This window comes from Nocardia niigatensis NBRC 100131, assembly GCF_000308655.1.
GTDB classification, from domain to species: Bacteria; Actinomycetota; Actinomycetes; order Mycobacteriales; family Mycobacteriaceae; genus Nocardia; species Nocardia niigatensis.
The window spans coordinates 171,281-193,935 of record NZ_BAGC01000043.1 but is presented as its reverse complement, the minus strand read 5'-3'; the positions used below and the strand labels follow the sequence as shown (position 1 = coordinate 193,935).

At 69.3% G+C, this 22,655-nt stretch carries 24 protein-coding genes; 16 read left to right on the top strand and 8 right to left on the bottom strand.

The genetic code is table 11. The features are described from left to right. Positions 1 to 50: 50 nt before the first annotated feature. Both ON33_RS18275 and ON33_RS18270 read right to left on the bottom strand, forming a co-directional pair. Complete coding sequence (locus ON33_RS18275; protein ID WP_218001462.1) at positions 51 to 689, bottom strand: PadR family transcriptional regulator; 639 nt, start codon at positions 687 to 689, stop codon at positions 51 to 53. A 37-nt stretch (positions 690 to 726) separates the two neighbouring features. Then, entirely contained in the window at positions 727 to 1,560 is an 834-nt protein-coding gene (locus tag ON33_RS18270; RefSeq protein ID WP_040860149.1) for an IclR family transcriptional regulator, read from the bottom strand. A 234-nt stretch (positions 1,561 to 1,794) separates the two neighbouring features. Here ON33_RS18270 and ON33_RS18265 point away from each other — a divergent pair, with 234 nt between their 5' ends. The 6 genes from ON33_RS18265 to ON33_RS18240 all read left to right on the top strand — a co-directional run bounded on the left by ON33_RS18265 (position 1,795) and on the right by ON33_RS18240 (position 7,098). Beyond that, entirely contained in the window at positions 1,795 to 2,310 is a 516-nt protein-coding gene (locus ON33_RS18265; protein WP_245550578.1) for a flavin reductase family protein, read from the top strand. Positions 2,311 to 2,471: 161 nt separating this feature from the next. After that, complete coding sequence (locus tag ON33_RS18260) at positions 2,472 to 3,644, top strand: 3-ketosteroid-9-alpha-monooxygenase, oxygenase component (protein ID WP_040860148.1); 1,173 nt, start codon at positions 2,472 to 2,474, stop codon at positions 3,642 to 3,644. An 11-nt stretch (positions 3,645 to 3,655) separates the two neighbouring features. Continuing rightward, entirely contained in the window at positions 3,656 to 3,901 is a 246-nt protein-coding gene (locus ON33_RS18255) for a hypothetical protein (protein WP_040860147.1), read from the top strand. A 138-nt stretch (positions 3,902 to 4,039) separates the two neighbouring features. Further along, entirely contained in the window at positions 4,040 to 5,116 is a 1,077-nt protein-coding gene (locus ON33_RS18250; RefSeq protein WP_444543761.1) for a 2Fe-2S iron-sulfur cluster-binding protein, read from the top strand. Between the two features lie 28 nt (positions 5,117 to 5,144). Next, entirely contained in the window at positions 5,145 to 6,023 is an 879-nt protein-coding gene (locus tag ON33_RS18245; RefSeq protein ID WP_040860146.1) for a VOC family protein, read from the top strand. 43 nt (positions 6,024 to 6,066) lie between these two features. Further along, entirely contained in the window at positions 6,067 to 7,098 is a 1,032-nt protein-coding gene (locus ON33_RS18240; protein WP_040860145.1) for a zinc-binding dehydrogenase, read from the top strand. Here ON33_RS18240 and ON33_RS18235 read toward each other — a convergent pair. Beyond that, positions 7,071 to 7,943, bottom strand: a complete 873-nt coding sequence (locus tag ON33_RS18235) for a class I SAM-dependent methyltransferase (RefSeq protein WP_218001461.1) — start codon at positions 7,941 to 7,943, stop codon at positions 7,071 to 7,073. The genes ON33_RS18240 and ON33_RS18235 overlap by 28 nt on opposite strands. A 122-nt stretch (positions 7,944 to 8,065) precedes the next feature. Next, positions 8,066 to 9,811 (bottom strand): nitroreductase family deazaflavin-dependent oxidoreductase, encoded by a 1,746-nt coding sequence (locus ON33_RS18230; RefSeq protein ID WP_040860144.1) that lies wholly within the window; start codon positions 9,809 to 9,811, stop codon positions 8,066 to 8,068. Positions 9,812 to 9,928: 117 nt separating this feature from the next. Between ON33_RS18230 and ON33_RS18225 the strand changes: the two genes are divergently transcribed. Next, positions 9,929 to 10,507 carry a TetR/AcrR family transcriptional regulator gene (locus tag ON33_RS18225; protein ID WP_040860143.1) on the top strand — a complete coding sequence of 193 codons (579 nt, stop codon included), beginning with the start codon at positions 9,929 to 9,931 and terminating at the stop codon, positions 10,505 to 10,507. A 3-nt stretch (positions 10,508 to 10,510) separates the two neighbouring features. Here ON33_RS18225 and ON33_RS18220 read toward each other — a convergent pair whose 3' ends face one another. The 4 genes from ON33_RS18220 to ON33_RS18205 form a co-directional block, all read right to left on the bottom strand. Further along, positions 10,511 to 11,257, bottom strand: a complete 747-nt coding sequence (locus ON33_RS18220; RefSeq protein WP_040860142.1) for a short-chain dehydrogenase/reductase — start codon at positions 11,255 to 11,257, stop codon at positions 10,511 to 10,513. A gap of 221 nt (positions 11,258 to 11,478) precedes the next feature. Next, a complete protein-coding gene (locus tag ON33_RS18215; RefSeq protein ID WP_040860141.1) occupies positions 11,479 to 12,348 on the bottom strand; it encodes a ribokinase in 870 nt (289 codons plus the stop codon). A gap of 66 nt (positions 12,349 to 12,414) precedes the next feature. Next, positions 12,415 to 12,753 (bottom strand): GNAT family N-acetyltransferase, encoded by a 339-nt coding sequence (locus ON33_RS18210; RefSeq protein ID WP_040860140.1) that lies wholly within the window; start codon positions 12,751 to 12,753, stop codon positions 12,415 to 12,417. After that, entirely contained in the window at positions 12,750 to 14,267 is a 1,518-nt protein-coding gene (locus ON33_RS18205) for an MFS transporter (RefSeq protein ID WP_040860139.1), read from the bottom strand. The genes ON33_RS18210 and ON33_RS18205 overlap by 4 nt, the downstream gene beginning before the upstream one ends. A 61-nt stretch (positions 14,268 to 14,328) precedes the next feature. On the opposite strand from ON33_RS18205, the gene ON33_RS18200 reads away from it, so the two are divergent. The 9 genes from ON33_RS18200 to ON33_RS18160 all read left to right on the top strand — a co-directional run bounded on the left by ON33_RS18200 (position 14,329) and on the right by ON33_RS18160 (position 22,628). Continuing rightward, a complete protein-coding gene (locus ON33_RS18200; protein WP_040860138.1) occupies positions 14,329 to 15,597 on the top strand; it encodes a glutamate-5-semialdehyde dehydrogenase in 1,269 nt (422 codons plus the stop codon). 72 nt (positions 15,598 to 15,669) lie between these two features. Continuing rightward, positions 15,670 to 16,554 carry an AAA family ATPase gene (locus ON33_RS18195; RefSeq protein WP_245550577.1) on the top strand — a complete coding sequence of 295 codons (885 nt, stop codon included), beginning with the start codon at positions 15,670 to 15,672 and terminating at the stop codon, positions 16,552 to 16,554. A 70-nt stretch (positions 16,555 to 16,624) separates the two neighbouring features. Further along, a complete protein-coding gene (locus tag ON33_RS18190; RefSeq protein WP_083869065.1) occupies positions 16,625 to 18,100 on the top strand; it encodes a vWA domain-containing protein in 1,476 nt (491 codons plus the stop codon). Positions 18,101 to 18,172: 72 nt separating this feature from the next. Next, the gene (gene nadD, locus ON33_RS18185; protein WP_085996783.1) at positions 18,173 to 18,805 is read left to right on the top strand and encodes a nicotinate-nucleotide adenylyltransferase; all 633 of its coding nucleotides are present in this window, start codon (positions 18,173 to 18,175) and stop codon (positions 18,803 to 18,805) included. A 25-nt stretch (positions 18,806 to 18,830) separates the two neighbouring features. Next, entirely contained in the window at positions 18,831 to 19,238 is a 408-nt protein-coding gene (gene rsfS / locus ON33_RS18180) for a ribosome silencing factor (protein WP_040860136.1), read from the top strand. 5 nt (positions 19,239 to 19,243) lie between these two features. Then, the gene (locus ON33_RS18175; RefSeq protein WP_040860549.1) at positions 19,244 to 19,894 is read left to right on the top strand and encodes a histidine phosphatase family protein; all 651 of its coding nucleotides are present in this window, start codon (positions 19,244 to 19,246) and stop codon (positions 19,892 to 19,894) included. Next, positions 19,884 to 20,657, top strand: coding sequence for a diglucosylglycerate octanoyltransferase (gene octT, locus ON33_RS18170; protein WP_051152427.1), 774 nt, complete (start codon positions 19,884 to 19,886; stop codon positions 20,655 to 20,657). The genes ON33_RS18175 and octT overlap by 11 nt, the downstream gene beginning before the upstream one ends. Next, positions 20,654 to 21,496 carry a DegV family protein gene (locus ON33_RS18165; RefSeq protein WP_040860135.1) on the top strand — a complete coding sequence of 281 codons (843 nt, stop codon included), beginning with the start codon at positions 20,654 to 20,656 and terminating at the stop codon, positions 21,494 to 21,496. Before octT ends, ON33_RS18165 begins: the two co-directional genes overlap by 4 nt. Before the next feature lie 148 nt (positions 21,497 to 21,644). After that, positions 21,645 to 22,628 (top strand): ComEA family DNA-binding protein, encoded by a 984-nt coding sequence (locus ON33_RS18160; RefSeq protein WP_218001460.1) that lies wholly within the window; start codon positions 21,645 to 21,647, stop codon positions 22,626 to 22,628. The last annotated feature ends 27 nt before the right edge of the window (positions 22,629 to 22,655 follow it).

The following is a 22,655-nucleotide window of genomic DNA, read 5'->3' as shown; positions in this document are numbered from 1 at the left end:
TCGTGTGAACCGTGTCACGCCCGGAAGGCGCCGACTATTACCAAGTCCGTTCAGTGGGAATCGCTGGAATTTTGTTTCTTCGCAGGCTTCCGGCGGCTACGCTGTCTCGCCAATTTGTCCAAATCCGCCAGTAGATCCTCGGCGAATTCCTTTTCGGCCTCGTAATGCTTGACGCACCAGCGCAATACCGCGCTGGGATATGCCCAGTCCGGGTTCACATCCGCGCCCTCGGCGTCGGCCTGTGCGCGCCGCCGCATGGTCTCGGTGTATTCGATGTGCTGGGTCAGGATTTCGCGCATGCGTTCCGGCTCGGCCAGATGCCCCAGCCAGGCCCGCAGCATCACGCTGTGTTTGAGCACCGGCGCCTCGACAGGGGAGTGGTTGACCCACTGCGCCGCCGCTTCGCGCCCGGACTCGGTGATGGCGTACATGCGTTTGCCGCGCATACCGTCCTCGGATACGACGGTCCGCGAGATCGCGTAGCCGTGTTTTTCCAGGCGTTTGAGCTCTGCGTAGATCTGGCTGAACGACGGACTCCAATAGAAGAACTGCAGACTCCAGTCGGCCCATTTCTTCAGGTCGTATCCGGACAGTTCTTCGGCGTGCGAGAGCATTCCGAGAACCGCCCACGCCGTTGTGGGTAGATCCGGAATCGCCTGCGCCTCTTCGGCATGCACGCCATCGGTCATCATCGAACTGTATCGCCCCCGCATGCTCCGGCTCCGCTCAGCGCCAGTGGGCGCGACGCGGGAACAGGGCGCGGCCGGCCTCGTGCGCGACCTCGAGGACCACGCGGGCCAGCCGGTCGTAGCTCATGCCGTCGGCGCGGCCGGACAGGGACAGTGCGGCCGGCGCGGTGCCGCGGCCCCGCAAAGGCGCTGCGACGCAGGCGATTCCGGCGACGGCCTCTTCGCGGTCGATGGCCATGCCCTGGCGCATGCGGATCTGCTGCAGCTCGCGCGAGAGCGCCTCGGGCTCGCAGATGGTGCGCGGGGTCAGGCGCGCCAGCCGGGTGCGCAGCGCCGCCTCGGCGATGTTCGGCTCCAGGCAGGCCAGCATGGCCTTGCCCAGCGCGGTCGCGTGCGCGGGCATCCGGCCACCCAGGCGGGTGGGCAGGCTGGCGGCGAAGCGACCGCCGGCCTTGTCCAGGTAGACCACGTCGCGGCCGTCGAGGACCGCCAGGTGCCCGACCATGCCGGTGCGCTGGCTCAGTTCGTGCAGCAGCGGGGACACGGCGTCGCGAATCTCGTTGTGGTCCGCGGTGAGTCCGCCCAGTTCGAGTGCGCGCATGCCCAGTCGGTAGCCGCCCGAGGTGTGGGCCAGCCAGCGCAGCTTGATCATCTGGTCGAGGATCCGGTGCACGGTGGACCGCGGCAGCCCGGTGCGCTCGACCAGACCGAGCAGCGTGAGCGTGGGGGTGGAGGCGTCGAATGCGTCCAGGATCAAGGTCATTCGCTCGATCATCGAGACGGGAACCTCGGCGCTGGCGCGAGAATCCTTGGCGCGCATGGGGTTGTGGGGGTGTCCAGTCTCCGCCGGGGGCAGCATGGTGACGGACATATGTACCTCCGTTGGTTCACATTCAGTCTAGGACTATTCCGATTAGGCATGTACCTAGTTCGGAGCTTGTGCTACCCATCACAGTGCCCTGTGTCACGACCTGCGGAATCGGGAGAACTACGTAAAACCTACGCATACGTGTCCCGATGACCGAACCATGGAGTTGACGCCTCCTGCGCGCGACCTGCTGTCATGACTGCTAGCTATATTTCGGATCGAAATAAGGAGGCGCCGGTGCTCACTGGTGTCAATGTGCCAGGCAGCCGGACTCCGGCCATCGACGCGACGGCGTTCAAGACCGTCCTCGGCAGATTCTGCTCGGGTGTCACGGTGATCACCGCCCTCGACGAGGACGAACCTCTCGGCTTCGCGTGCCAGTCGTTCGCATCGCTGTCCATCGACCCGCCGCTGGTCAGCTTCTTCCCGGCGCGGACCTCGAGCACCTGGCCGAGAATCCGTGAGGTGGGCCGGTTCTGCGTGAACATCCTGGCCGACGATCAGGCCGAGATCTGCCGTCAGCTCGGGCGTCCGGGCGCCGACAAGTTCGCGGGCGTGGAGTGGACCGCCTCGGAGAACGGCTCGCCCTTGCTCGCCGGGGCCATGGCCTCCATCGACTGCGAGCTGTACGACGAAGCCGACGGCGGCGACCACACCATCGTCATCGGCCGCGTGACCTGCTTGAATGAGCATTCCGAGGCGAAGCCGCTGCTGTTCTATCGCGCGGCGTTCGGTCGTCTCGACACGCAGTAGAAGCACGGTCGTCCCGAGCATCAGTGGGCGTAGTCGTCCCGGCCATCGGCCGGCGCGGTCATCTCGTCCATCAGTAGTCACAGCCCGGCCAGTGAGACTGCGCTGTCGTCGCCGTCACATCGGCCGCAACCATCGAAGCAAGGCAAGGGAGAGGAATTCACATGACCACCATGGACGGTGAGGCGCGGGTCATCGACGCGGGCAAGCCCCCGACGCGATTCGCGCGCGGCTGGCACTGCCTGGGCCTGGCCGACTCCTTCCGCGATGGAAAGCCGCACACCGTCAAGGCTTTCGGCACCGAGATCGTGGTGTTCGCGGCCGAGGACGGCACCCTCAACGTGCTCAACGCGTACTGCCCCCACATGGGCGGCAACCTGGCCGACGGCACCGTCAAGGGCGACTCCATCGCCTGCCCGTTCCACGACTGGCGCTGGAACGGCAAGGGCAAGTGCACCGGCATCCCGTACGCGCGCCGCGTGCCCCCGCTGGCCCGCACCAAGGCGTGGCCGACCATGGTCGAGAACAAGATGCTGTTCGTCTGGAACGACCCGGAGGGCAAGCAGCCGCCGGCCGAGCTGGCGATCCCGCGCATCGACGCCGCCTTCGACGACGAGTGGACCGACTGGACCTGGAACTCGATGATCGTCGATGCCAACTGCCGCGAGGTCGTCGACAATGTCGTGGACATGGCGCACTTCTTCTACGTGCACTACGGCTTCCCGACCTTCTTCAAGAACGTCTTCGAGGGCCACACCGCCAGCCAGTACATGACCTCCGTATCGCGTGAGGACATGATGGGCGAGACCGCCAAGGCGTTGGGCGGCAAGAACGTCCTGCAGTCGGAGGCCTCCTACTACGGGCCCTCCTACATGATCGACTACCTGAAGAGCGAGAGCCCGAACGGGCTGGTCGTCGAGGGCTACCTGATCAACTGCCACTACCCGATCAACGAGAACCAGTTCGTGCTCATGTACGGCGCGATCGCCAAGAGGCCGCAGGGCGTGCCCGCCGAGCAGGCGCGGGAGATCGCCGAGAAGTTCGTGGGCGGCCTGGGCAAGGGCTTCGAGCAGGACGCGGCCATCTGGAAGCGCAAGTCGCGCATCAACAATCCGCTGCTGTGCGAGGAGGACGGGCCGGTCTATCAGCTGCGTCGCTGGTACGAGCAGTTCTACGTGGACACCGCCGAGGTCGAGGACGAGATGACCGACCGCTTCGAGTACGAGGTGGACACCACCCGCGCGGTCACCGCCTGGGAGGCGGAGGTCGCCGACAATATCGCCAAGCGCGAAGCCGCCGTTGCGAGCAACGTCTCCGGCGCAGTGGCGCAGAGCTGAGAGACGCTGCCATGGACAAGGTTTCGTGCCGGTCCTGCGGGACGTGCGTGCTGGTGGAGAAGTACAGCGACCAGCACACCAGCGTGCAGTGGAACAAGGACGCGCAGGCCGCGTGCACGGAACTCGCGGACACGGGGCTGCGAGCTCACACGTGCCGGGCGCTACGGGCGAGCATCGAGAAGGCCGTCGCCTCGGGTGCGCTGACCGTCAGCACGCGCGACGTGGACGTGCGCACTCGAGGGCGGACTCTGGCCTGAGTGGGGTCGTCGGCTCCGGCCGGCGACCTCCGGGTGGGCCTCCCGACATCGTCGGCGGTCGGCCCCGAGTATCTGATACCCGCCCCGGACGGGCTCGAAACAGACAGCACAGGAATGGAACTGGTGGAACGGATGACCGTGACAGACTTCGAGGTCGACGAGGCTGTGGCGAACGCCCAAGTGAGCGGGATCACATCGGTGCAGGTCGTGCGCGTGGTGCGCGAGACCGCCGACGCGGTGTCGCTCGAGCTCGCACCGGACGCCGCGCACGCCGACCGGTTCTCGTATCGTCCGGGACAGTTCCTGACCCTGCGCATCCCGAGCGAGCTCACCGGCTCGGTGAGCCGCTGCTACTCGCTGTCGAGCGCGCCGCACGAGGGCGGCCCGCTGAAGGTCACTGTCAAGCGGACCGTCGACGGCTATGGCTCGAACTGGCTGTGCGACAACGCAGCCGAGGGCCTGGCCCTCGACGTGCTACCGCCCGCCGGCATCTTCACCCCGAAGTCGCTGGACACCGATCTGCTGCTGTTCGCCGGCGGCAGCGGCGTCACGCCGGTGCTGTCCATCCTGAAATCCGTGCTGGCGCAGGGCTCCGGTCACTGCACCCTGATTTACGCCAACCAGCACGAGAATTCGGTTATCTTCGCCGCAGAGCTCGCGGAACTGGCTGCAGCGCACCCGGATCGGCTCCTGGTGCTGCACTGGCTGCAGTCCGTTCAGGGCTTGCCGAGCGTGGCCGGCCTGGCCGCGATGGCGCGTCCATGGGCGGGCCGGGAGGTTTTCGTCTGCGGTCCCGGTCCGTTCATGGACGCGGTCGTGGCCGCCATGGCCGAACTCGGCGCGGACCGCATGCGCGTGCACTCCGAGAAGTTCGTCTCCCTGTCCGGCAACCCGTTCGAGATCGACACGGCCGCCACCGAAGTGGTGGCCGACGACGGTGACGCCGCCCTCGCGCGGGTCGAACTCGACGGCGAGAACCACGAGCTGACCTGGCCGCGCCGGCAGACCCTGCTCGACACCATGCTCGCCAAGGGCCTGGACGCCCCCTACTCGTGCAAGGAGGGCGCGTGCAGCGCCTGCGTGTGCCGGGTGGTGTCCGGCGAGGTGAGCATGCGCCGCAACGAGATTCTGGAGGAAGAGGACATCGCCGACGGCTATGTGCTCGCCTGCCAGGCCGTTCCGGTCACCGACGACGTCACCGTCACCTATTCCTGATATCCCTAATCTCCCGAGGAGTATCACCATGGCTGCCTTCGCCTCGCTCGGCTATGTGCGCGCCCAGATCGCCGATGTGGACGCCTGGCGCGCATTCGCCTTCGACACCATCGGTTTCGCGGAGGGCTCCGGCCCGAATCCCGACTCGGTGTACCTGCGCGTCGACGAGCACACCTACCGGCTCGAGCTGGTGCCCGGCGACCGTGACGCGGTCATCGCCGTCGGCTGGCAGGTCGCCGACCGCCGCTCGCTGGACCTGGTGCGCGAGATCCTCGAGAAGGCCGGCGTCGCGGTCACCCCACTGACCCTCGCCGAGGCCGCCAACCGCCACGTCGAGGCGGCCATCGCCTTCGTCGATCCGTCCGGGTTCACCATCGAGGTCTTTCATGGCCCGCTGCTCGACCACAGCCCGGTGGTCGGCAAGTTCGGCAACCGCTTCGTCACCGGTGACCTGGGTCTGGGCCACGTGGTGCTGCCGGTCCACGACATCGAAGAGGCGCGCAAGTTCTACACCGAGGTGCTGGGCTTCGCCTCCCGCGGCTCGTTCCGGGTGGGCCCGCCCGAGCACCCGATCTGGATCCGGTTCATGGGCGTCAATGCCCGCCACCACAGCCTGGCGCTCATCCCGGGCTCGCGGCCGGACGGCCCGGGCATCGTGCACGTGATGGTCGAGGTCGACTCGCTCGACGATGTGGGCCGTGCCCTGGACCGCGTGAACAAGGCGGGCTACCACCTGTCCTCCACGCTGGGCCGCCACACCAACGACAAGATGATCTCCTTCTACGTCCGCACCCCGGGCAACTGGGATCTCGAATTCGGCTGTGAGGGCATGCTCGTCGGCGACGACTACGTCGCCGAGGAGATGACCGCCGACAGCTACTGGGGCCACGAGTGGGCCCGAAGCTGATCCGCGTTCCGTAGCCCGCGTCCCGGTACGGAAGGACAGTGACATGCGCGCGGTAGTCATGCGCGATCGGAAACTCGTGGTCGACCAGGTTCCCGAGCCCGTGCCGGGGCCCGGTCAGGTGCTGGTCGAGACCATCGCCTGCGGGATCTGCGGATCCGACAGGCAGGCGCTCGACTACACCGAGGAGTTCCTCCAGGCCTCCCGTGACAGCGGCGTGCCGACCCTCCTGTTCGATCCGCACCGGGACCTGGTGCTGGGCCACGAGCTGGCCGCCCGGGTCATCGGCGCGGGACCGGACACCCCGTTCGTCGAGGGACAGAACGTGGTCGCGCTGCCCTGGGCGCTGGACACCGCGGGCGGTATCCACGGCATCGGCTACTCCAACGAGTTCCCGGGCGGCTTCGGCGAGCGCATGGTGTTGCAGGCCATGGCGCTGGAACCCATTCCCGACCATGTGCCGCCGCATGTCGCGGCCCTGACCGAGCCGCTGGCCGTCGGGTTCGGCAATGTGGCCCGCGCCGGCATCGGGCCGGACGGGACCGGAATCGTGATCGGTTGCGGGCCGGTCGGTCTGGGCGCGGTGGCCGCGCTGGCGGAGCGCGGCGTCGCACCCATCGTGGCCTCCGATCCGTCGAAACTGCGCCGGGAGGCCGCGCTGCGGCTCGGTGCGCACCGGGCGGTGGATCCGGCCGCCGAGGATCCGGTCGAGGTGTGGCAGGAACTGTCCACACCGGGGCAGAAACTGCACGTGTGGGTGTGCGCCTCGGTGCCGGGGCTGCTCAACGACCTCATGTACAAGGTGCCGCGCGAGACGGCGATCCTGCAGGTCGGCGCGGTCATGACCGACGATGTCATCCGGCCGATCGTGGGCATCTACAAGGACATCTCGTTGCAGATGTGCATGGTGTACCCGCACGAGGAGTACGCGAAGACGTTGCGGCGCATCGCCGATGGCACCGTGGACGCCGCCTCGCTCATCACCGATCAGGTGGGGCTGGACGGGGTCGCGGGCGCCTTCGGGTCACTGCGCAATCCCGACGACCACATTCAGATCCTGGTTCGTCCCGGGTTGTGAGCGCGCACCAGCCGGCAGAAGTCCACGGGGTGCAGGCCGTCCGTGCGCTGCCAGAGGGCGGCGTCGACGGCGGTCTGCTGCGAAACATGGTCGGCCACAGTGAATCCGTGACTGTTCAGCAGTGCCGTCACTGATTCGGGCGAGAAGAAGCTGAGCAGCGGCTCACCCTGCCCCGCGGTGGCGGCGAGCGCGAATTCGGCGAAGACGCGGCCGGATTCGTCACGCAGCTCCGGCAGCAGCGCGTACTCCATCACCAGTTCGGTGCCGGGCGCGAGGCGCGAGAGCGTGTCCAGGGTGGCCGCGATCGCGGATTCGGTCAGATACATGGTCACGCCCAGCCAGCTCACCAGCGTGGGACGATTCGGGTCGAAACCGTGCGCGGTCAATTCCGCCGCCAGATCGTCGCGTTCGAAATCGACGCCGACGAATTCGACCGCGGTGTCACCGATTCCGGCGGCGGCCAGCAATTCCCGCTTCCATGCCTGGGTGGCCGGATGGTCCACCTCGAAGACAGCGACCTGCCCGGCCAGGGGCGAGCGGTAGGCGAAGGTGTCCAGGCCCGCACCCAGGATCACGTACTGCTCGAAATCGCCTGCCGCCAGCCGGGCCTCGGTGTAGTGGCTGCGGGCGCTGACCTGGGATCGAGTGCCGCTGAGCACCGGGTGATCGCCGGATTCGCGGTGGTAGGAGAGGAGTTCGGCGGCTCGTTCGCCCAGCAGCGTCTCCGCCACCGTGTCCTGGAACAGGTGCGGTGCGCGATCCACGATCAGATGTGCGGCGCGACCGGCCGCCGCCATCATCGCGGTCCGGCTCGGGCCCTTGGTCTCCGTCGAACCGTTGTCCATCGAATTCTCCTGTCTTATTCGGATGCGTGGCAGCGCACTATCCACTCGCTACCGCGAGACCCGATGGTAGACAGGAGAATTCGATTTCGCTTTCACCATATCACATGAACATAAATTCCTGATTACGGTGAAATTCCGTCGGACTGTCGATCGGTGAAGGTGATCCGGACCGTCACCGGATCGCTCTCCAGTGCCGCGAAGACGCTGCGGGTGAACGGCGCCAGTGCCGGATGCGGGGCGAAGGTGCGGGCGCGGGCCACCACATCGTCGTCGGGGAGCAATACGGCGGTACCGGTGCGCCAGCGGTCACCCTGGCGGACCCGGACATTCGGATCGGCCGCGAGATTCAGCCCCCAGCCCGACCGCATGCCGTGCTGGCAGATGGCCCACGCGCCCTCGCCGTCGAACAGCAGCGATACCGGCACGCGGCGCGGCAGCCCGGACTTACGCCCGATGGTCTCGATCTCGCTGGCGAAGGCCGTGCGGATGCCGATCCTGTCGAGCGCCCGCACCGTCGGGTTCATGACGTAGCGGCCCATGGCGCGCTCGGTGCGGAACTTGCGGGCCGCGCGGTCGGCGGCGGTGCGCGGGGCGGCGGATCGCTTGCTGCGGAAGGCGTCGAGGCCGTTGCGGCGCAGCATGGTCAGGGCCGTCAGCCAGGGTGAGCGGTCCGGGTCGGGGTCCTTGCCCGCGCCCAGCCGGTGCAGCTGGTCGGTGTGCCACTGCAGATCCAGCGCGCCGTCGAAGGACTTGAGTCCGCCATTGGCGGCCAGGCGCGGCGGCAGGCCCAGCGAGATGTGCGGCGGGCGCAGCGTGTCGGTGCTCTCGGTGAGCAGATCGGCTGCGGCGCTGGGGATCACGGCTGTGGGGCGGCCCAGGCCGACCAGGTCGCAGGCGCCGGCGGCCAGCGCGTCGGACATGGCGGCGCGGGAGCGGAAGCCGCCGGTCACCGCGATCGGCACCGAGCCCGCGGCCCGCCGGGCGGTCTCGGCGTAGTCCAGGAAGTACGCCTCGCGGGCCCGGGTGCTCGCCGACGCGGTGCGCGGGCGGCCCATCATGGCGGGGGATTCGTAACTGCCGCCGCTGATCTCGAACAGGTCCACCCGCTCGGCGGACAGCTCCTCGATGACGGTGCGCGACTCGTCCTCGGTGAAGCCGCCGCGCTGGAAGTCGGCCGAATTGAGCTTGATGCCCAGCCCGAAGCCGGGGCTCACCGCCGCACGGATGCTGCGCGCGACCTCGACGACGAACTGCCGCCGGCGCTCGGCGTCGCCGCCCCAGGCGTCGGTGCGCTGATTGGACAGCGGTGACAGGAACTGTGACACGAGGTAGCCGTGTGCGCCGTGGATCTGCACGCCGTCGAATCCGGCGGCCTCGGCGACCCGGGCTGCACGGCCGAAGCGGGAGATGATGTCGAGGATCTCGTCCTCGGTCAGCTCGCGCGGGGCGGGCACGCCGGGAATGCCCATGGCGATGGGCGAGGGCGCGACCGCGCGGGTGCGGGTGACGATCGGATTGGCCTGCCGTCCAGGATGATTCAGCTGCACCCACACCTTGGCGCCGCCGTCCTTGGCGACCTTCGCCCAGCGGGTGAGGGCCTCCAGGTGCCGGTCGTCCTCCATGGCCACATTGCCGGGTTCACCGCAGTGGCGGCGGTCGACCATGACATTGCCGGTGACGATGAGGCCGTAGCCGCCGCGACTCCAGCGGTCGTACAGTCGTTCCAGGCGCGCGTCGGGGGCATTGTCGCCATTCGCCAGCCCTTCGCTCAGGGCCGATTTCATAATGCGATTGGGTAGCACCTGTCCGCTGGCCAGCGGCAGGGGATCGTGCAGGGTCGACTGTCGCGGTGTGGATGCTGACGCCATGGCGTGGGCCCCGATTCCTCGTCGAAGAGTTGAGCGGCGGACTACACTCGGGTAGACCAATCGGTATATCCGAAAACGGTAGTACACCGATCGGTATACAGCAAGGAGGAACGACCCATGGGCGCCCGCGACCGCCTCATCGACAGCGCCATCGCCCTGATGCGCTGCAATGGCATCGCCGGAACCGGCATCGCGCAGCTGCTCGACCACAGCGGCATCTCCCGCCGGTCCATCTACCTGAACTTCCCGGGCGGCAAATCCGAACTGGTCGCCGAGGCCACCCGCACCGCCGGGCAGGCCACCAGCGCCCTCATGCGAACCGTCACCGCCGGCACCGATCTGGCCGGCGCCGTCGCCGCCTTCCCGGCCCTGTGGCGGGATGTGCTGGTGTCCAGCGATTTCACCGCCGGCTGCCCGATCGTGGCCGCGGCGCTCGGGCGCTCGGAATCGCCGGAAGCGGCCGATGTGGCGGGGGAGACCTTCGGTGAATGGGAGGACATCCTCGCCGATCGGCTCGAGGCCGAGGCGGTGGAACCCGACACCGCCCGATCGCTGGCGACCACCATCATCGCCGCTGTCGAGGGCGCGGTCGTCATTTCGCTGGCGACCCGGTCGACCGCACCCCTGGAACGCGCCGGCAAGCAGATGGCCGACCTGGTCGCCCTGCACACGGGCCGGACGAACCCGGTCGCCTGAACCTCAGGACAGGCTCAGGCCGCCGTCTATGGTGACGATGGTGCCGGTGGTGTAGCCGGATCGGTCCGAGGCGAGAAACGCTGCCATGTCGGCGATTTCGCGGGTGTGGGCCGGGCGGCCGAACGGGAGGTCCGCCGCCATATCGGCGAAGTGGGTATTGGTCTCGATGAGCGTGGTGATGCGGTCGGTCGCCACCGGGCCCGGATTGATGCCGGCCACCCGGATGCCGTCGCGCCAGCTGCGGCTGCCCAGCGCGCGGGTGAACGCCATGAGCGCCGCATTGCCGGTGCTGCCGGCGATGTACTCGGCGTCGGGCCGCTCGCCCGCAGAGCCGATGACGTTCACGATCACGCCACCGCCCCGGTTTTTCATGTCCGCGTAGACGCGGCGGCTCAGGTCGATGTAGCCGAAGACCTTGAGCTCCCACGCGTGTCGCCAGGTGTCGGCGTCGACAGCGGCCAGGGTCCCGGCCGGAATGTCACCGGCATTGTTGACCAGGATGTCCGGGGCGCCGACCGCGTCGGCCAGCCCGGTGAGCTGCGCGGCCGAGCGCAGATCCACCGTGTGTGAGCGCACCCGCACCCCGCAGTCGGCGCTCAACTGCTCGCCGAGTTCGTCCAGCCGCTCCTTGCTGCGGGCGGCCAGGTGCAGATGGCAGCCCTCCGCGGCCAGTACCCGCGCGATCTCCGCGCCGATGCCCGCCGACGCGCCGGTCACGAGCGCGGTTCTGCCGGCCAGTCCCAAATCCATTGGCCCATCTCCTGAATCCTGTGATCGATACCGATGCCGAACGACATGGGCACCGGCACGGTTCATATCTTGGTCGAATGTCCACCTGAGTGGAGTGCCGAAATCCGGCGGTTATTCCCGCGCTACGCCCGCGCGGGAGCGCTGGCATCGATGCCGGACAGGCCGAGTGCGCCCTGGATGACGCGGTCACGCAGCCGGGCCGGGACGCGCCGCACATCCGGCTATCGGACCTCGGTCTCCGCGAGCAGCCGCTCGATCTCCGCCGACTCCGGAATCGACGCGCTGGCCCCCAGTTTCGTGGTGGTCAGCGCACCCGCCGTGCAGGCCCAGGCCAGCGCGGTCGCCGGGCCCTCGTGCCAGTGCGCGGCCAGCGCTCCGGTGAAGGCATCACCCGCACCGGTGGTGTCCACCACCTGCACACGCACGCCGGGATGAGCCAGGGCGAGACCGCCGGGCCCGCGATAGGACGCGCCTGCCGCACCGAGGGTGGTGACGACGTGCGGGACCGCGGTGAGAACACCGGCCAGGCGCGCCGCCTCGCCCTCGTTGACAACCGCTACGTCGACCTCCGCCCAGACCTCGTCCGGAAGTTCCTGCACCGGTGAGGGATTCAGCAACACCACGGTGCCGTTCGCCCGCGCGTGCCGAGCCGCCGCGAGCACCGTGAGAACCGGAATCTCCAACTGGCACATGAGCACATCCGCGCCGGCGATCGCATCCAGATCCGCCGCACTCAATTCCGTCATCCGCCCATTGGCCCCCGCCACCACGATGATCGTGTTCTCCCCGCCCCCATCCACCACGATGGACGCGATCCCACTGGGCCCCTCGACCGCCCGCAGCCCGGAATCCCCAACTCCTGCGTCCCGCAACACTCTCCGCAGGGCCTCGGCGAACACGTCCGCGCCGACCGCCCCCACGAGCTCGACCTCGGCGCCCGCCCGCCGTGCGGCGATCGCCTGGTTCGACCCCTTCCCGCCCGGAACCAGCGCGAACCTGTCCCCGGACACGGTCTCCCCGGCCTCCGGCCGCCGCCCCACGGTCGTCACCAGATCCATATTGATGCTGCCCACCACCACGATCCGCGCCATGCCCCGGACCCTAGACGACGGCCGCGCTATCGCGCCCTACCTCGACAGCACGGCGCCGGGCCGCCCTCAGCCGAGGGCGGATTCGACGGTGGCCATGGCCTCGGGGGTGACCGGGTCGAGGAGGCTGTCGAAGTCGTGGTGTTTTTCGACATAGGACTTCACGAAGGGGCAGATGGGGACGATGCGTTTGCCGGCTTCGCGGGTGGCGGTGAGGGCGATGCCGATGAGTTTGGTGGCGAGGCCCTGGCCGCCGAAGGCGTCATCGATTTCGGTGTGGAAGAAAATGCGCTGGCGGCCGTGATCGATGTAGGCGGTGAGGCCCGCGCGGGTGTCGCCGACCTTGATGGCGAAGAACTGGGGCGCGGTGTCGGTGACCTGGGTGACGGTGGGTTCGGGCGCGGTCATGAGAGCTCGCTTCCGGTCAGGGTGCTGTGGTCGGGTTCGAAAGGCGGGCCCGCGACGGCGGAGAAAGTGCGGCACTCCGGTTTACAGGAGGGCGGGGCGGTGCGCAGAGCATCGTCGCGGACGGTGCAGAACGCCAGGACGGCCGCCGCGAACATGAGGATGGCACAGGCCACGATGGCCAGGTGGAAGCCGTGGGCGAAGTCGGGCGGATTGGTGTATGCCGCGCCGGCGAGCCCGGCCAGCGGCGGGATGGCGGCCACGCCGAGCAGGCCCGCGGCGCGGGCGACCGCGTTGTTGACGCCGCTGGCCACGCCCGCGTGGCGTTCGTCGGCGGTGGCCAGGACGGTCGCGGTCAGCGGGGCCACGGCCAGGGTGAGGCCGAGGCCGAAAATCAGTGCGGCGGGCAGCACATCGGTCAGGTAGGTGGTGTGGACGTCGATGCGGGTCATGAGCAGCATGCCCGCCGCGGCCAGCAGCACACCGATCGTGATCGGCCAGCGGGGTCCGATGCGCTGGGCCAGCGCGCCCGAGCGCGCCGAGAACAACAGCATCAGGACGGTGACCGGGAGCATGGCCGTCCCGGCCGCGATCGGATTGAACCCGGCCGCCACCTGCAGGGTCAGCACCAGCAGGAAGAACACCACGCTCATGGCCCCGTACATGACGAAGGTGACCGCATTGATCGCGGTGAACTGCTTGGAGGCGAACACGTCGACGGGCAGCATCGCCGCCGGATCGTGGCCGCCGCGCGACCGCCGCCGCTCCACCGCCACGAAGCCCGCACCCGCCGCGACACCCGCGATCGCGCTGCCCCACACCAGGATTCGACTCGTATCGTGCTCGGGCGCCATGGTCAGGGCGTAGGTGATCCCGGCCAGGCACAGGGCCGCCAGCACCGCGCCGAGCGCATCGAACCTCCCACGCGCCTCGGCATCCCGGGTCTCGGGCACATGCCGGACCGTCACCGCCACGACCACCGCCGCCAGCGGAACGTTGAGCAGGAACACCCAGCGCCAGCCGGCCGCCTCCACCAGCCAGCCGCCCAGGAACGGACCGATGGCGCCGGCCACGCCACCCAGCCCGGACCAGGCCCCGACCGCCCGCGCCCGCTCGTCGGGCCGGAACGAGGCCTGAATGATGGCCAGCGACCCGGGCGTCAGCAGCGCACCGCCGACCCCCTGCAGGGCCCGTGCCGCGATGAGCATCGAAACATCCTGTGCCGCACCACACAGCGCCGAGGCGACGGCGAACCACACCACCCCGATCAGGAACACCCGCCGCCGCCCGTACCGGTCACCCAGCGACCCGCCCAGCAGGATCAATCCAGCCAGCGTCAGCGTGTACGCGTTGACCGTCCACTGCAGGCCCGCCATGGAGGCGCCGAACTCGTCACCGATCCGCGGCAGCGCCACATTCACGACGGTGGCGTCCAGCATGGCCATCCCCGAACCGAGGACGGTGGCGAGGAGAACCCATCGACCGGTGCCCGAGGACAACCGGATGCTCGCGGTCATTCGCCCACGGTAACAACCTGCCCCCGACCGGCGTTGGATCGTCATCAGTAATCTGTCCTCTATGACTGCTCCCACGACCACCGGCCGGGACGCCGTCCGCGAGGCGGTGCACGACTCGGCGCGCCGGGCTCGGGTGGCGTCGCGGACGCTTGCCCAGCTCACCACCGCGCAGAAGGACGCCGCGCTGCACGCCGCGGCCGACGCGCTGCTCGCGGCCAAGGACGCCGTACTGGCCGCCAATGCCGAGGACATCGAGATCGCCCGGGCGGGCGGCACCGCCGACTCGCTGCTGGATCGGCTGCGGCTGACCGAGGCCCGCGTCGACGGGATCGCTTCGGGCCTGCGCCAGGTCGCCGGGCTGCCGGATCCGGTCGGCGACGTGGTGCGCGGATCGACGCTGCCCAACGGCCTCGAGATCCGCCAGGTGCGGGTGCCGCTCGGCGTGGTGGGCATGGTGTACGAGGCGCGGCCGAATGTCACCGTCGACGCCTTCGGGCTGGCGCTCAAGTCGGGCAACGCCGCGCTGCTGCGCGGGTCGTCCTCGGCGGCGAAATCCAACGCGGCGCTGGTGAAGGTGCTGCGGGAAGCCCTTGAAGCACAGGGCATTCCGGCCGACGCGGTGCAGCTGCTGCCCGCCGAGGACCGCTCCAGCGTGACCCATCTGATCCAGGCCCGCGGCCTGGTGGACGTGGTCATCCCGCGCGGCGGCGCGGGCCTGATCAACGCGGTGGTGCGCGACGCCCTGGTGCCGACCATCGAGACCGGCACCGGCAACTGCCATGTGTTCGTGCACAAGAACGCCGACCTGGACATGGCCGAGTCCATCCTGATCAATGCCAAGACCCGGCGCCCGTCGGTCTGCAACACCGCCGAGACGGTGCTCATCGACCGGGCCATCGCCGAGGTCGCGGTGCCGCGCATGATCAAGGCGCTCGAGGACAACGGCGTCACCATTCACGGCGACCTGCCGGGCCTGGTGCCCGCCACCGACACCGACTGGGCCGACGAATACCTGTCCCTCGACATCGCTTTGAAGGTCGTCGACGACCTGGACGCGGCCGTCGAGCACATCAACGAGTGGGGCACCGGCCACACCGAGGCCATCGTGACCGCGGACCTGAAGGCCGCCCGCGAGTTCAGCGCTCGCGTGGACGCCGCCGCCGTCATGGTCAACGCCTCGACCGCGTTCACCGACGGCGAGCAGTTCGGATTCGGTGCGGAGATCGGCATCTCGACCCAGAAGCTGCACGCCCGCGGCCCGATGGGCCTCCCCGAACTGACCTCCACCAAGTGGATCGTGTGGGGCGACGGGCAAATTCGCCCCGTGTAGTAACCCGGCTTCGCCGGTTGGAATTGGGGTCCGGGGGCTTCCCCCCAGACCCCCGAAAAAGGAGGACCGCCCGTGGCTCCGACCACCGCGCCCATCCAGGAGCCGATCTTCTCGTCGGTCGACGATGTGATCGAGCGGCTGGCCCGCACCGGCTACCTGGCCGACAAGGCCACCGCCACTTCGGTTTTCCTCGCCGACCGGCTCGGCAAGCCCCTGCTCATCGAGGGTCCGGCGGGCGTCGGCAAGACCGAGCTGTCCAAGGCCGTCGCGCAGGTCGCGGGTGCGGAACTGGTGCGGTTGCAGTGCTACGAGGGCGTGGACGAGGCGCGGGCGCTCTACGAGTGGAACCATGCCAAGCAGATCCTGCGCATCCAGGCCTCCTCGGAGAACGACTGGGCCGAGACCAAGGCCGACGTCTTCACCGAGGAGTTCCTGCTGGAACGCCCGCTGCTCACCGCCATCCGGCGCGACGAGCCGACCGTGCTGCTCATCGACGAGACCGACAAGGCCGACGTCGAGATCGAGGGCCTGCTGCTGGAGGTGCTGAGCGACTTCTCGGTCACCGTGCCGGAATTGGGCACCATCAGCGCCACCCGCAGGCCGTTCGTGGTGCTCACCTCCAACGCCACCCGCGAGCTGTCCGAGGCGCTCAAGCGGCGCTGCCTCTACCTGCACATCGACTTCCCGGACGAGGAGCTCGAGCGCCGCATCCTGGCCAGCCGGGTGCCGGAGCTGAAGCCCGCGGTGGCGGCGCAGCTGGTGCGGATCGTGCACGTGCTGCGCGGCATGCAGCTCAAGAAGCTGCCGTCGGTCGCGGAGTCCATCGACTGGGCGCGCACGCTGCTGGCCCTGGGCGCGAACGATCTCGACGACAAGACGGTGCGGGCCACGCTCGGGGTGGTGCTCAAGCACCAGGCCGATCACGTGCGGGCCCAGTCCGAGCTGAAGCTGGCCTGACGTCATGGCGGGCGGGCCGGGGCCTTCCAAAGGCAAAGAGAACACGCCGCGCGGACTGGTTTCGGCTGCCATGCGGGCCCTTTCGGGCGGGACGCCCGCAATCGGCGCGGTGGGTGGGACGCCGGCCAAGGCGGTGACCGTGCCCGGGCCGACGGCCGAGCACGGGCTGCCGGGGCATCTGGTCGGCTTCGTGGAAGCCCTGCGCGGCAGGGGAATTCCGGTGGGGCCGTCCGAAACCGTGGACGCCGGACAGGTTCTCACCGTCCTGGACCTGCTGGACCGGGAGGCGCTGCGCGAGGGCCTGGCCTGCGCGCTGCTGCGCCGCACCACCCAGCGGGCCACTTTCGACGGCATGTTCGACCTGTGGTTCCCGGCCGCGCTCGGGGAGCGCGTCGGCGTCGTCGACGTCGAGCTGCCGGTCAAACCCGACGGTTCGGTCGACATCCTCGAACTGCGGAAGATGCTGGCGGAGTTGCTGATCCAGGACCCCTCCGGCGAGCAGGCCCAGCAGTTGCAGGCGCTGGCCGCGCAGATGGTCGACCAGATGGGCCAGTACCAGGCGGCGGGCGGCCCGTCCTTCTCCGCCTACCAGACCCTCAAGGATCTCCAGCCGGAGCTGCTGGTGAGCAAGATCCTGGCCGGTCTCGCCCAGGGCATGGACAACTCCGACTTCGACGACGAGATCTACCGGCGCGCGGCCCGTCAGCGCATCAAGGACTTCCGCGGCACCGTCGAGGCCGAGACCCGCCGCCGGGTCGCCGAGCGCATCGGCCGCGATCGGGTCGCCACCTACGGCGTCGCCCGGCAGGCCGAGGACGCCGACTTCCTGCGCATCTCCCAGACCGAACTCGACGAACTGCGCCGCGGCAGCCAGCGGCTGGCCCGGGTGCTGGCCTCCCGGCTGGCCGCGCGCCGCCGCCGCGCCCGCCGCGGCGAGATCGATCTGCGCAAGACCATGCGCAAATCCATGTCCACCGGCGGCGTCCCGGTCAACCTGGTCACCCGCAAGCCGCGGCCCGGCCGCCCGGATCTGGTGCTGCTGTGCGACATCTCGGGCTCGGTCGCCGGTTTCTCCAGCTTCACCATGCTGCTGGTGAACGCGCTGCGCGAGCAGTTCTCCCGGGTCCGGATCTTCGCCTTCGTGGACCGCGCGGACGAGGTCACCCAGCTGTTCGACGCGGCCACCCCGCTGGATCAGCTGACCCGGCGCATCTTCACCGAGGCCGAGGTGGTCGGCATCGAGGGGCACTCCGATTACGGCTCGGCCCTGGAGGGTTTCGCCGAGCGGTTCCCCGACGCCGTGACCAGCCGTACCTCCCTGCTCATCCTCGGCGACGCCCGCACCAACTACCGCGACCCGGCGCTGGCCACGCTGCGGCAGCTGGTCGACACCGCCAAGCACGCCTACTGGCTCAATCCGGAGGCCGAGAAGATGTGGGGCACCGGCGATTCCGCCGCCGACCGGTATGCCGACATCATCGAGATGCACGAATGCCGCTCGGCGCGGCAATTGACGGCCCTGGTCGGCCGCCTGCTGCCGGTCTGAATCCGGATAGCCGGTCCGTTGCGCCCCGCCGGTGCGGCGGTAGCGCAATAGCCCCCGGTAAGCTCGCTTTTCGTGCATACGAACGGCCGCCGCAAGCTGGGCGTGATGGGCGGCACCTTCGACCCCATCCACCACGGGCACCTGGTCGCGGCCAGCGAGGTCGCGTATCGGTTCGATCTGGACGAGGTGATCTTCGTCCCGACCGGGCAGCCCTGGCAGAAGGGGGACCGGCCGGTCAGTCCGGCCGAGGACCGGTACCTTATGACGGTCATCGCCACCGCGTCCAACCCCCGCTTCTCGGTCAGCCGGGTCGACGTGGACCGCGGCAAAGAGACCTACACCGTCGACACCCTGCGTGACCTGGCCGAACAGCATCCCGACGCCGATCTGTACTTCATCACCGGAGCGGACGCGCTGGCCAGCATCCTGACGTGGCAGGATTGGTCGGAACTGTTCGAGCTGGCGAAATTCGTGGGCGTGAGCCGGCCGGGGTACGAATTGAATATCGACCATCTCGCCGACCACCTCCGCGATTACCCGGAGGGCACGGTCACGATGATCGAGATTCCGGCCCTCGCCATCTCGTCGAGCGAATGCCGGCGACGGGCGGGGGAGGGCCGGCCGGTGTGGTACCTCGTCCCGGACGGGGTCGTCCAATACATATCGAAACGGCACCTGTATGTGCCGCAAGACAGTGCATTGTGAAAGTGCGCAGGGAAGAGGTAGCAGGGTGACAGCATCGGCAGAAGCGGTCAAGATGGCGACGGTCGCCGCACTGGCGGCCGACGAGAAACTGGCCGCCGACGTGGTCGTGCTGGATGTCTCCGAGCAGCTGGTCATCACCGACTGCTTCGTCATCGCGTCCGCGCCCAACGAGCGCCAGGTCAACGCGATCGTCGACAATATCGAGGACAAGCTGCGCGAAGCCGGATACAAGCCGGTACGCCGCGAGGGCACCCGCGAGGGCCGCTGGGCCCTGCTCGACTACGTCGAGATCGTGGTGCACGTCCAGCACGAGGACGAACGCGACTTCTACGGCCTCGAGCGCCTGTGGAAGGACTGCCCCGTGGTGCCGATCGACGGCATCGGCGATCCGCGCACCACGACCGAGGAAGACAAGGGCGGGGACGACGAGTGAGCAAGATGGCCGGCGTCCGCCGGTTGATTCTGCTGCGGCACGGGCAGACCGAGTGGAACGCCGGCGACCGCATGCAGGGACAGATCGACACCGAACTCAGTGACATCGGCCGACGGCAGGCCAAGGACTGCGCGCCCGACATGGCGACCAGCGACCTGATCGCCATCGTCTCCTCCGATCTCAAGCGCGCCCACGACACCGCCCTCGCCGTCGCCGAACACGCGGCCATGCCGGTCGTCACCGACCCGCGCCTGCGCGAGACCAACCTCGGCGACTGGGAGGGCCTGGACCACCACCAGGTCGACGCCGAATACCCGGGCGCGCGCAAGGCGTGGCGGCTCGACGCCCGCTTCACCCCGCCCGGCGGCGAATCCAAGCTCGAGGTGGGCGCGCGATCGCTGCCCGTGGTGACGGAACTCTTCGCCGCGCGGGAGGACTGGCCCGGCCGTACCATCATGCTGGTTGCGCACGGCGGGCTCATCGCGGCGCTGACCGCGGCCCTGCTCGACCTGCCCGAGGCGAACTGGCCGGCCCTGGGCGGCCTGGCCAACACCAGCTGGGTCCAGCTGACCAGCCACGGTCCCAGCGTCGACAAGCCCGGCTGGCGCCTGGATGTGTGGAACGCGGTCGCGAAGGTAGCCCCTGATGTCCTCTGAGAGTGCGAACGGCCAACCGGCGCAGGACGGTTCGCCGGAGCGCAAGGTGCTGGTGGTGGTCGCGGACTCGCTGTCCTACTTCGGCCCGAAGGGCGGGCTGCCCGCCGACCATCCGCGCATCTGGCCCAATCTCGTTGCCGCTGAACTGGACTGGGACGTCGAACTGGTCGCTCGGATCGGCTGGACCTGCCGGGACGGCTACTGGGCGCTGATCGGCGACCCGCGCATCTGGGCCGCGGTGCCGCGGGCCGGCGCCGTGGTGTTCGCGACCGGTGGCATGGACTCGCTGCCCTCGCCGCTGCCGACCGCGCTGCGCGAGCTGATCCGCTACGTACGGCCGTCCTCGGTGCGCCGCCGGGTCCGCGAGGCCTACAACTGGGTGCAGCCCAAGCTGTCTCCGCTCGGCTGGCCGGTGGCGCTGCCGCCCGCGGTGAGCGTGGACTACCTGGAGCAGTCGCGGAACTCGCTCGCCCAGCTCCGGCCCGAGCTGCCGTTCGTGGCGGTGCTGCCCTCCGTGCACAAGTGCGAGGCCTATGCCGAGGTGCACACCGGGCGCGAGCCCATGGTGCGGGCCGTCACGGCCTGGGCCGACGAGCACGCGGTGCCGCTGGTGGATCTCGGGGAAGCCGTGCGCGACAACGTGTTCAACGGCCCCGCCAACCCCGACGGCATCCACTGGGGCTGGGAGGGCCACAGCGCGGTCGCGCGGGCCATGGTGAAGGTGCTGACCGAGGCGACGGCCGACGAGGTACACACTGCATGACCGTAATGGTGGTGACCGACTCGTCGGCCAGCCTGCCGGCCGGCCTCACAGCTGATCTTGGTGTGCTGGCCGTGCCCCTGCACGTACTGGTCGACGACCGCGAGATGCGGGAGGGCATCGACGCCTGCGATATCGACTACGGCTCCTCCCAGGTCACCACCTCCGCCGCCTCACCGGGCGATCTGCGCGGCGTCTACGAGCGGGCGCTGGAACTGTCCGGCGGTGACGGCGTAGTGGCCGTGCACATCTCGCGGCAGCTGTCCGGCACCTGGGAGGCCGGGCGGCAGGCCGTGCGCGACATGGACGCCGCCGATCGGATCCGGCTGGTCGACTCGCTGAGCGCCGGACTCGGCACCGGGCTGCCGGTGCTGGCGGCGGCGCGGCGGGCCCGGGCGGGCGAGCCGCTCGATGTCGTGTACGACTCGGCGGTGGCGGCGGCCAGCCGGGGGCGCGCGTTCATCGTGGTCAACCGGACCGAGCAGCTGCGCCGCGGCGGGCGGCTGAGCACGGCCGCGGCGTTCTTCGGCACCGAGCTGGTCACCAAGCCGATCATCCAGATCGTGAACGGACGGCTGGAACTGCGGGAGAAGGCCCGCACCCGCTCCAAGGCGTTCACCAAACTCGTTGCGGCGGCGGTGGATGCGGCGGGGGAGGACGGGGCGGCGGTCGCGGTCCAGCATCTCGGGGCCGAGGAGGCCGCCAACACCATCGCCGGTCAACTGCAGGATCTGATTCCCGGTATCCGGGAGGTCATCATCGCCGAATTCGGGCCCACCCTGGGTGTGCATCTGGGTGTGGGAGCGGTCGGCGCGCTGGTGGTTCCCGGCGGCTGCGGCTGACGCGGCGCCTGGGTCGGCCAGTTGCCTTTCCGGACGCGGTGACCAGCGGAAACCCTGGTGTCCACAATCGAATTCGCTGTCCACAGGGCGGCGGAAATCCCAGGTCGTGTGGGCGGAACGGGCAGCCGTCGCTCCTACCGTGAGCCACATGCCACGACTCGACGAACGCACCCCACTGCAGCGCCTCTCCGCCCGCGCCGCCACCGAAACAGACCCGGCCGAATTCGCCTCCGCCCCGGCCGAATCCGGCGGCGGTCGCGGTCCACATCCGTCCCGCTGGGACGAGGAGTCGCTCGACCATCTCGCCGACCCTGATCGGCGGGGCGCCGATCACGCCGCCTCACCGGACTGGTTGTCCGAGCCGTGCGGCAGTGTGTCGCTCTGGCACGAACGCCTGGTGCCCGAACGCTTTCGCGGCACCCGGTGGGATCCGGGCCCGCGCGGTGTCCTCGTCATGGCCGCGATCGGCCTGCTCGCCATCCTCTTCGCCGGTTACGTCACGCTGCGCGAAAAGCCTGTCTCCCAGCCGGTCCCGCCCATCACCGCACTCAGCGAAACCGTCCCCGCCGACCCGGACGCCGCCGCACCCGACCCCGCCGCCACGGTCACCGCCACGCCCGCACCGGGCGTGGCCCAGCCGCCCGCGTCGCGGACCGGCGAACTCGTCGTCAGCGTCGTCGGTCTGGTCGAGCACGGCGGCCTCCGCCGCTTCCCTGCCGGCGCCCGCATCGCCGACGCCCTGCGCGCCGCCACTCCCCGCCCCGAAGCCGACCTCACCGCGCTCAACCTCGCCCAGCCCCTCACCGACGGCGACCAGATCATCGTCGGCCGCACCACACCCCGTCCCACCACCCAGACCGGCACCACCCTCGTGAATTCCGCCCACCCTCCAGCGGATTCACCCCCGTCCTCCGGACCGCCCCGCCCCACCGCCACCCCCGCCAAGATCAATCTCAACACCGCCACCGAATCCGACCTCGACGCTCTCCCCGGCGTAGGTCCGGTCACCGCCAAGGCCATCCTCACCTGGCGCACTCGCCACGGGCGCTTCACCTCCATCGACCAGCTCGGCGAAATCCAGGGCATAGGCCACTCCCGCCTCAACCGGCTCCGCGACCGGGTGACGATATGACCACCGCGAAATCCCCTGCCGCGCTGC

Excerpts from the sequence above, each read along its gene's own strand:
- ON33_RS18230 (WP_040860144.1), bottom strand. The coding sequence starts at position 9,811 with ATGGCGTCAGCATCCACACCGCGACAGTCGACCCTGCACGATCCCCTG.
- ON33_RS18210 (WP_040860140.1), bottom strand. The coding sequence starts at position 12,753 with ATGACCGCGCCCGAACCCACCGTCACCCAGGTCACCGACACCGCGCCC.
- octT (WP_051152427.1), top strand. The coding sequence starts at position 19,884 with ATGTCCTCTGAGAGTGCGAACGGCCAACCGGCGCAGGACGGTTCGCCG.
- ON33_RS18225 (WP_040860143.1), top strand. The coding sequence starts at position 9,929 with ATGGGCGCCCGCGACCGCCTCATCGACAGCGCCATCGCCCTGATGCGC.
- ON33_RS18205 (WP_040860139.1), bottom strand. The coding sequence starts at position 14,267 with ATGACCGCGAGCATCCGGTTGTCCTCGGGCACCGGTCGATGGGTTCTC.
- ON33_RS18255 (WP_040860147.1), top strand. The coding sequence starts at position 3,656 with ATGGACAAGGTTTCGTGCCGGTCCTGCGGGACGTGCGTGCTGGTGGAG.
- ON33_RS18200 (WP_040860138.1), top strand. The coding sequence starts at position 14,329 with ATGACTGCTCCCACGACCACCGGCCGGGACGCCGTCCGCGAGGCGGTG.
- ON33_RS18175 (WP_040860549.1), top strand. The coding sequence starts at position 19,244 with ATGGCCGGCGTCCGCCGGTTGATTCTGCTGCGGCACGGGCAGACCGAG.
- ON33_RS18275 (WP_218001462.1), bottom strand. The coding sequence starts at position 689 with ATGACCGATGGCGTGCATGCCGAAGAGGCGCAGGCGATTCCGGATCTA.
- ON33_RS18220 (WP_040860142.1), bottom strand. The coding sequence starts at position 11,257 with ATGGATTTGGGACTGGCCGGCAGAACCGCGCTCGTGACCGGCGCGTCG.
- ON33_RS18270 (WP_040860149.1), bottom strand. The coding sequence starts at position 1,560 with ATGTCCGTCACCATGCTGCCCCCGGCGGAGACTGGACACCCCCACAAC.
- ON33_RS18260 (WP_040860148.1), top strand. The coding sequence starts at position 2,472 with ATGACCACCATGGACGGTGAGGCGCGGGTCATCGACGCGGGCAAGCCC.
- ON33_RS18240 (WP_040860145.1), top strand. The coding sequence starts at position 6,067 with ATGCGCGCGGTAGTCATGCGCGATCGGAAACTCGTGGTCGACCAGGTT.
- ON33_RS18235 (WP_218001461.1), bottom strand. The coding sequence starts at position 7,943 with ATGGACAACGGTTCGACGGAGACCAAGGGCCCGAGCCGGACCGCGATG.
- ON33_RS18165 (WP_040860135.1), top strand. The coding sequence starts at position 20,654 with ATGACCGTAATGGTGGTGACCGACTCGTCGGCCAGCCTGCCGGCCGGC.
- ON33_RS18190 (WP_083869065.1), top strand. The coding sequence starts at position 16,625 with ATGCGGGCCCTTTCGGGCGGGACGCCCGCAATCGGCGCGGTGGGTGGG.
- ON33_RS18160 (WP_218001460.1), top strand. The coding sequence starts at position 21,645 with ATGCCACGACTCGACGAACGCACCCCACTGCAGCGCCTCTCCGCCCGC.
- ON33_RS18245 (WP_040860146.1), top strand. The coding sequence starts at position 5,145 with ATGGCTGCCTTCGCCTCGCTCGGCTATGTGCGCGCCCAGATCGCCGAT.
- ON33_RS18215 (WP_040860141.1), bottom strand. The coding sequence starts at position 12,348 with ATGGCGCGGATCGTGGTGGTGGGCAGCATCAATATGGATCTGGTGACG.